This is a genomic window from Bradyrhizobium sp. 157 (assembly GCF_023073815.1).
Lineage (GTDB): Bacteria > Pseudomonadota > Alphaproteobacteria > Rhizobiales > Xanthobacteraceae > Bradyrhizobium.
Genome location: NZ_JADPKF010000003.1, coordinates 35,088 through 41,810, shown reverse-complemented (window position 1 = coordinate 41,810; position 6,723 = coordinate 35,088). Strand labels below are relative to the sequence as shown.

General features: G+C 60.1%; 6 protein-coding genes and 1 tRNA gene. 5 read left to right on the top strand and 2 right to left on the bottom strand.

All coding sequences use genetic code 11. The annotated features are described in order from the left end of the window. Positions 1-301: 301 nt before the first annotated feature. Positions 302-949, bottom strand: a complete 648-nt coding sequence (locus IVA95_RS00220; protein ID WP_213254070.1) for a histidine phosphotransferase family protein — start codon at positions 947-949, stop codon at positions 302-304. A gap of 150 nt (positions 950-1,099) precedes the next feature. On the opposite strand from IVA95_RS00220, the gene cysQ reads away from it, so the two are divergent. Continuing rightward, entirely contained in the window at positions 1,100-1,927 is an 828-nt protein-coding gene (gene cysQ, locus IVA95_RS00215) for a 3'(2'),5'-bisphosphate nucleotidase CysQ (RefSeq protein ID WP_247508662.1), read from the top strand. Between the two features lie 111 nt (positions 1,928-2,038). On the opposite strand, the gene IVA95_RS00210 is transcribed toward cysQ, so the two are convergent. Then, positions 2,039-2,503, bottom strand: coding sequence for a YHS domain-containing (seleno)protein (locus IVA95_RS00210; RefSeq protein ID WP_247508661.1), 465 nt, complete (start codon positions 2,501-2,503; stop codon positions 2,039-2,041). A gap of 152 nt (positions 2,504-2,655) precedes the next feature. Between IVA95_RS00210 and IVA95_RS00205 the strand changes: the two genes are divergently transcribed. The 4 genes from IVA95_RS00205 to IVA95_RS00190 all read left to right on the top strand — a co-directional run bounded on the left by IVA95_RS00205 (position 2,656) and on the right by IVA95_RS00190 (position 6,716). After that, positions 2,656-3,261 (top strand): DUF1134 domain-containing protein, encoded by a 606-nt coding sequence (locus IVA95_RS00205; protein ID WP_213254073.1) that lies wholly within the window; start codon positions 2,656-2,658, stop codon positions 3,259-3,261. A 129-nt stretch (positions 3,262-3,390) separates the two neighbouring features. Continuing rightward, positions 3,391-4,674 carry a hypothetical protein gene (locus IVA95_RS00200; protein WP_247508660.1) on the top strand — a complete coding sequence of 428 codons (1,284 nt, stop codon included), beginning with the start codon at positions 3,391-3,393 and terminating at the stop codon, positions 4,672-4,674. Positions 4,675-4,791: 117 nt separating this feature from the next. After that, positions 4,792-4,866, top strand: a tRNA-Val gene (locus tag IVA95_RS00195). A gap of 410 nt (positions 4,867-5,276) precedes the next feature. Beyond that, a complete protein-coding gene (locus IVA95_RS00190) occupies positions 5,277-6,716 on the top strand; it encodes a hypothetical protein (protein ID WP_247508659.1) in 1,440 nt (479 codons plus the stop codon). Positions 6,717-6,723 lie beyond the last annotated feature (7 nt).

Here is a 6,723-nt window from a genome sequence, read left to right as displayed (position 1 = left end):
CCAGGATCTTCGCGTCGCTCGGGTCCTGCTCGAACCGCACCAACTGATTGTCGACCGTATCCAGGCTCTCGCTGGTCTCGGTCAGGAACTCCCGCAACAAATCATCCATGAAACTGGCCTTCGTACGCACCGGCACGCGACATCGACGCGCCTTACGGAACAGGGCCAGCTTCTATGCAAAGCGTTTAATATTGGTTGAGCAAATGGAAAAGAACGGGATCAACAAAGAGATAAGACGGCAGAAATGAATTCTGCCGCCTGTTTTCAACCGTTGATTAACCATGTCGGCGCGGTGGCGCGCTCACGAAGCAGTAACGAGCACCTTTTCCCCGTCGGGTGCAAGCGTCACGCTCAGCCCGCAGGCCTGCGCTAACAACCGCGTATAGTAAGGCTGCACCGCATGCGCATCGACGGTCGCCGTCGAACTCGCGCTCACGAGATTGGCGATGTTCTGCGGCACGCGGGCATTGAGGCCCGAAGACGTGACGCGAAAACCCATCGTCTCGCCGTCGCCGATCGGATCGATCGTCAGCGTGCCGCCGCGCGGGATCGTTTGCTGCGCGATGATCAGCATGTTCAACAGCAGCTTGACGCGGTTCTTCGGCAGCAACAGCCGCGGCAGATTCCAGGTGATGGTAATCTTGCCGTCCTCGATGTGGCCGCGTGCCATGGTCTGGGCATCGCCGAGATCGATCTGCGCGCCCGCAGATCCTGCAGCGCCAAACGCCAGGCGGCAGAACTGCAGCCGTGCGGAGGCGGTCTTGGCGCTCTTGCGGATCAGATCGAGCGCGAAATCGCGGTCTTCGGGCTTCGGGTTGTCGTCAAGCACCTCAAGCCCATTGACGATCGCGCCAACCGGGCTGATGAGATCGTGACAAACTCGCGAACACAACAGCGCCGCAAGTTCGAGGGTATCGGGAGCCGGACCGGGAGAGGAAGTGCCAGACATCATGGGTTCCTGGAAAGCCGCCGAGTCGCAAATTGCTGGCGGACCGTTACGAATCACGCGTGCTTATCGGTTTGATACACTGCGCAGCCCCGTGCTGCCAGCAGGGGGCGGCAATGGTAAGGCAGGACGAACAGCAAATGGGCCGAGCTCATGAATGAGGCACGTCCGCCGGCGCTCGATCGTGAGGCCGCAGCAGCGCTGATCGAACCGCTGACCGAGATCGTGATCCGGGCCGGCGCCGCCATCCTTGCCGTGAACCGTTCCGCCATGAAGGTCGCCGGCAAGACCGACGGCTCGCCGGTAACGGAGGCCGATCTGGCGGCCGACCGAATCATCGCCGAGGACCTTGCCCAGCTAGTGCCCGAAATACCTGCGCTCTCGGAGGAGCGCGTCCAAACGTCCGCGCTGCCCTATATGGAAAGCTTCTTCCTGATCGACCCGCTCGACGGCACCAAGGAATTTGTCGCCGGCCGCAACGAATTCACCGTCAACCTGGCGCTGGTGACCGAGGGGACGCCGCTGCTTGGTATTATCAGCGCACCTGCGCTCGGGCTGATCTGGCGCGGCATTGTCGGACGGGGCGCCGAGCGGCTGACGCTCGGCAAGGGCAAGCCGCTCGTCGAGCCGATTCGTACCCGCCCGTACCCGCCGCGCGGCCAGCCATGGACCGTGGCGGTCAGCCGCTCGCATGGCGATGCCAGGACCGAAGCCTTTATTGCCGCAAGACCGGGAGCAGTACGGTGCGAGCTTGGCTCGGCGGTCAAATTGGGCCGGGTGGCCGAAGGCTCCGTCGATATTTATCCCCGGCTGTCGCCGACCTCGGAATGGGACATAGCCGCGGGCCACGCCGTCGTCGCAGCCGCCGGCGGCAGGATCACGGATTCAAGCGGCGCGGCCTTGCAATTTGGCACGGGACGGACGGGCTTCATCGTTCCGGAATTCATCGCTTGGGGCGATCCGAAGGCAATGGAATCATAGCCCGGGCGAGCGGAGCGACCCCGCGGGCCGTGCGAGACAAATCGAATACGAGACGTTATCGCCAGTTTATCCCGGGGTCGCTTCGCTCGCCCGGGCTACGGCGTCTGTAATCTACTGCGCCAGCTCTCGCTCCAGCACCGGCCAGCGCGCGACGGCGTCTTTCAGGAAGCGCGCCGGCTCGGCGGCGAACGCATCGCGGTTGTCCTCGCGGCCGAACAGATAGAGCCGCTGGCCCGCAATCACCCAAAATCGCGGATTGCCCGCATAGGTCACCCCTCGCCCCAGATCGACCGGGTCATAGCCGCCGAACTGAGGCCCGTAGATTTCCGGATGCGCGACGAAAGAGGAGCGATTACCTTCGTTGCGGAAGCGCCAGACGGCGCCAGCTTCGCGGGCCTCGAAATCGGGTAAACCCTCGAGAGCCATGGATTCCGTAAAGTAGGCGACAGGATCGAAGCCTCCGATGGCGAGGCCGGAATAGCGGTTCACCACCACCCGCTCGGTGGTTGCAGCGCGCGCGGCAAAATCAAGGCTGACGACAACAAAAAAGCTTGCCAATAAGGCAAAAACGGCCATTTGGGGGCGTGAACCGTATCTTTCCTGCCGTTGTGCCGTCATAGTTGGTGCCGATAACATGCGAGTCGAGGGGACACTGGGCGCAACCTAGAGCCATGCAGTTGGCGTCAGGTTAAGGCGGCGGCCAGAATTTCGATGCCAGGGGTTCTTTCATGACGTTTGCTTCACGCCTTGCCGCGGTGACGTTCGCCGCGCTGATGTGCTGGATCGTGCCGGCTTCGGCGCAGCAGCCGCCGCCGGGGCAATACCCGCCTCCGCAGCGCCAGCCGGGTCCCGAGACCTTCGGGCCCGAAGAACTGGTCTCGGCTGGGCACAAATTCTTCGGCAACGTCTCGCGCGGCCTGGCGTCGGTCATCGAGCGCGCGGTCAGCCAATGGGGCCTGCCCAATGGTTACGTGCTGGGCGAAGAGGGCTCAGGCGCTTTTGTGGCGGGCCTGCGATACGGCGAAGGCACGCTCTACACCAAGAATGCCGGCGATCTCAGAGTCTACTGGCAGGGACCGTCGGTCGGCTTCGACTGGGGTGGCGACGGCGCGCGCACCATGACGCTGGTCTACAACCTGCCCGCCACCAACGCGATCTATCAGCGCTTCGTCGGCATCGACGGCTCCGCCTACATCGTCGGCGGCTTCGGCATGACCGCGCTGACCGCCAACAACATCGTGCTGGTGCCGATCCGTTCCGGCATCGGCTTAAGGCTCGGCGCCAATGTCGGGTATCTCAAATACACCCCGCGCGCGACCTGGAACCCGTTCTAAGCCCATCTTCAAGCATAGACGCCAAGTCTCCCCGGATGGATTCAGGTTAACGCGGCATCGGGCTGGCGCAGGGTCGGGCCGGCGTGGCAATGTTATTAACGATTCCTTCTCTGTGTGGAGTAACCATCCATGATCGAGCCGATCATGTATCTGGCGATCGGTTTTCTGGTCTCGATGTTGTTCGGCCTGATGATCGTGCCGCTGGTGCATAACCGCGCGGTGCGGCTGACGACCCGGCGGCTGGAGGCGGCGACGCCGCTGTCGATGGCCGAAATCCAGGCCGACAAGGATCAGTTGCGCGCGGAATTCGCCATGTCGGCGCGACGGCTCGAAATGAGCGTCGAGCAGCTCAAGAACAAGACCACGAGCCAGCTCGCCGAACTCGGCAAGAAGAGCGATGCGATCAATCGCATGAAGATCGAGCTCGGCGAAAAGAACGCCACGATCTTTGCGCTCGAAGCGCGCGAGAAGGCGATGAAAGAGCAGCTACGCGCCACCGAAGAGGAATTCGCGGCCAAGACCGAACTGTTGCGCAATGCCGAACAGGCGCTGACCGACAAGCAGGCCGAACTCGCCAGGATCAATCACGAATTGAACAACCGTTCGATGATGGCCGACAGCCGCCAGGTCGAGCTGGTCACGGTGCGCACGCAGATCGAGGAACTGAAGGGCCGCGTCGGCGACGCCGAGAAGGAATTTTCGGCAACCCAGGCCCGCCTCGCGCAGGAGCGCGCCGATTCCGAGCACGCGACGCGCGAACTGATGGAAGCGCGCAGCCGTGTCGAAAATTTGAGCCAGCGCGTCACCGATCTCGACCGGCAATTGATCGTGCAGATGAAGGAAGCCGAGATGCTCGGCAACCGCGTCAACGACCTCGAAGCGCGGCTGGCGACGCAAGGCAAGATCCTGGCCGAACGCGAATACGAGAACAATCAGCTCAAGCAGGCGAACGAAAACGCCGAACGCGCCGCGCGCGAACTGCGCGAGGAGATTGCGGCGATCAGCGGCGGCAAGTCGTCGATCGTGGAAAAATTGCGCGCCGAGAAAGCGGCGGTCGAAGAGCAGCTTCGCATCGCCCGCGACGAGCGCGCCAAACTGCAGCGCGACATCAACGCGATCCAGCAGCAGGCCGAAAGCTCCTGGGCGACCGAGCGGATGGAAAACGCGCTCTTGCGCGAGCGCATCAACGACATCGCGGCCGAAGTTGCAAAACTCGCGATGCAGCTTGAGGGACCGAACTCAGCGATCGAGGCCATGCTGGCCGCGGAACCGGCCGTGCCGAAAGTGCCGGCCAAGCCCGCCAATGACGTCGCCGGTGCGGCCCCCGCCACGTCGGAAGGCGGCGGGACGCTGGCCGAGCGCATCCGCGCGCTGCAGTCGCACGCCTCCCGCGCCCGTCAGCAGGGCGCGTAATTACCCCCTCTTCCGTGCGAAAACGCGAGGTTACGGCCTGACTGATCGCTTGACACCAGGGGTTTGTCCTTCGTAAATCGCGGGCTCTGACGGGCTCATTGCTTGCCCACATTTCCCGGACGCATAGCTCAGCGGGAGAGCGTTCCCTTCACACGGGAGAGGTCCAAGGTTCGATCCCTTGTGCGTCCACCATTCAAAGCCCCGTAATCGGGGCTTTTTATATTTTGGTACCGGCCTATTCGGCAGTTTCAGGCAGATCCAAGCAGCAACAGGCGGGAAATCCGGGGACTTTGTTCCAGCGATGTTCTGCTTTAGATCCGCACAATGCGTCCTCAAAAGACCACCTTCCGAGAGCGGCGCGCGCGGCGTGCTGAGTATACTGCAATACGTGCAGCCATTCGACTGAGATGGATGCTGATTACTGGGTGGACAGCCTGCGCCTTTCCGACATCGAGTAGTCTTTTTACCTGCACCGCGTGCGGCAAGCGCCGCGCAAGGTGACGTCACACCTCGGCCCCCGGTGAAACACGGGCACCAACTTTCGGAGATTTCCTTGCGCTCGCTCACAGGTTGAAGTAGCTGAATGTGGGCGGGGGAACAAAATGCGTACTTTAGAAGCCGGTGGCGCCGAGCGCGTCCTATTGGCGGCCTTTGTTGGATTCACTCTTTTTGCGCTTTGCTTCCAAGGGATTTTTTATCTCTTCGAATACCGCAATGGCGATTCGATCGCGCCAACATATGTCAAGCTACAAAAGGATATTGTTTGGACAATTGTATTGTCCTTCGTGTTTTACATAGGCGTGATTCAGACGCGCAAGATCGACACCTTGCTGCAGCCTTACAACGTGATTCTGTTAAGCTTCTGCTTTTGGGTCGTTGCCGTCAAAGTCGTTGAGTTGTTTGCTTACGACACGTACAGCGTCCTGCTGCTTACGGTGAAAAACCTTGTTCTCTACGCCGTGATGGTGCCATTGCTCGGCATGCTTGGAGAGGAAACAAAACGCAGCCTCCTGCAGCAGATTCTGGGCGTATTCGTTGCTGTCGCTTTGATCCAAACCGCCTTCTCGGCTGCGCTGTTTATTTTCTATCCAGATTACGCTTTTTGGAAGGACGACCCATACTACGGATTCAATCCATTCGTTGGATGGTTTTCGAATCCTAATAGATTTGGCTTATTTCTAAATTTGGGCGCAGCCGTTCTGTGCACGGCCTTGGTATCCGCCAACGCTAGGCGTGCGCTCTTCACCGCAGTCGGCTTGCTTGTACTTGCACTGAGCATTTTCTACACAGCGGCTCTCTCTCAGCTCATAGTGTATTTCGGCATTCTCTCCTACGCGGCGGCGATAGCGGCCTTGAAAATGCGCTGGCGCTGCATTCGGCTTCCGATCGCGATCATGGCAGCCATTCTTGCCATAGGTTTCGTTGGCCTCAATTTCAAAAGTCCACTGCCGGACGAGACGCATTCTGAAGCCGCGCTCGCATGGGACTTGAGAAACATGGCCTCTCTTGCGCTTTACGGGAAAACACTCGATGGGGAATCATTCCGGTTCACTTCCGATTCCTTCGTAAACCGGGCGAGAGAGATATCCAATTTGCTGGAGAGTTTCGGATTCCGGAGTGCGGCTAAGGTAGGCGGAGAAATTAAGGGACGCGTCGCGAAGGCTCCATTACAGCAACGGCTTTTCGGGCACCCTGAGCAGATGGCGCCGGCCAGTCAAAGCCAGTTCGCATATATCTACTTCAGATATGGGCTAGTCGGCTTGCTCCTGTTCGTTGGCGTTCTAGTCATCCCAGCCGTGCGAGGCTTTTTCGCCATGATGCGGCGGAATGCAGATCAAATGCTGTTGAGCTACCACCTGTGCTTAGTCGCTTTTATTGTGACCTTTCTGGGCGACAATGGATTGTTGGACTACCCCACGAACTTTCTATTGTTCTTCGTGCTCTTTGCAAATCAATCGTTGGTTAGTTTTAGCGCCAAGCCGGTCGTTGAACTCGGCGTGAGCAGCGCCATGCTCGGAGCGACGAACGGCCGCAGAAAATAATCATGGA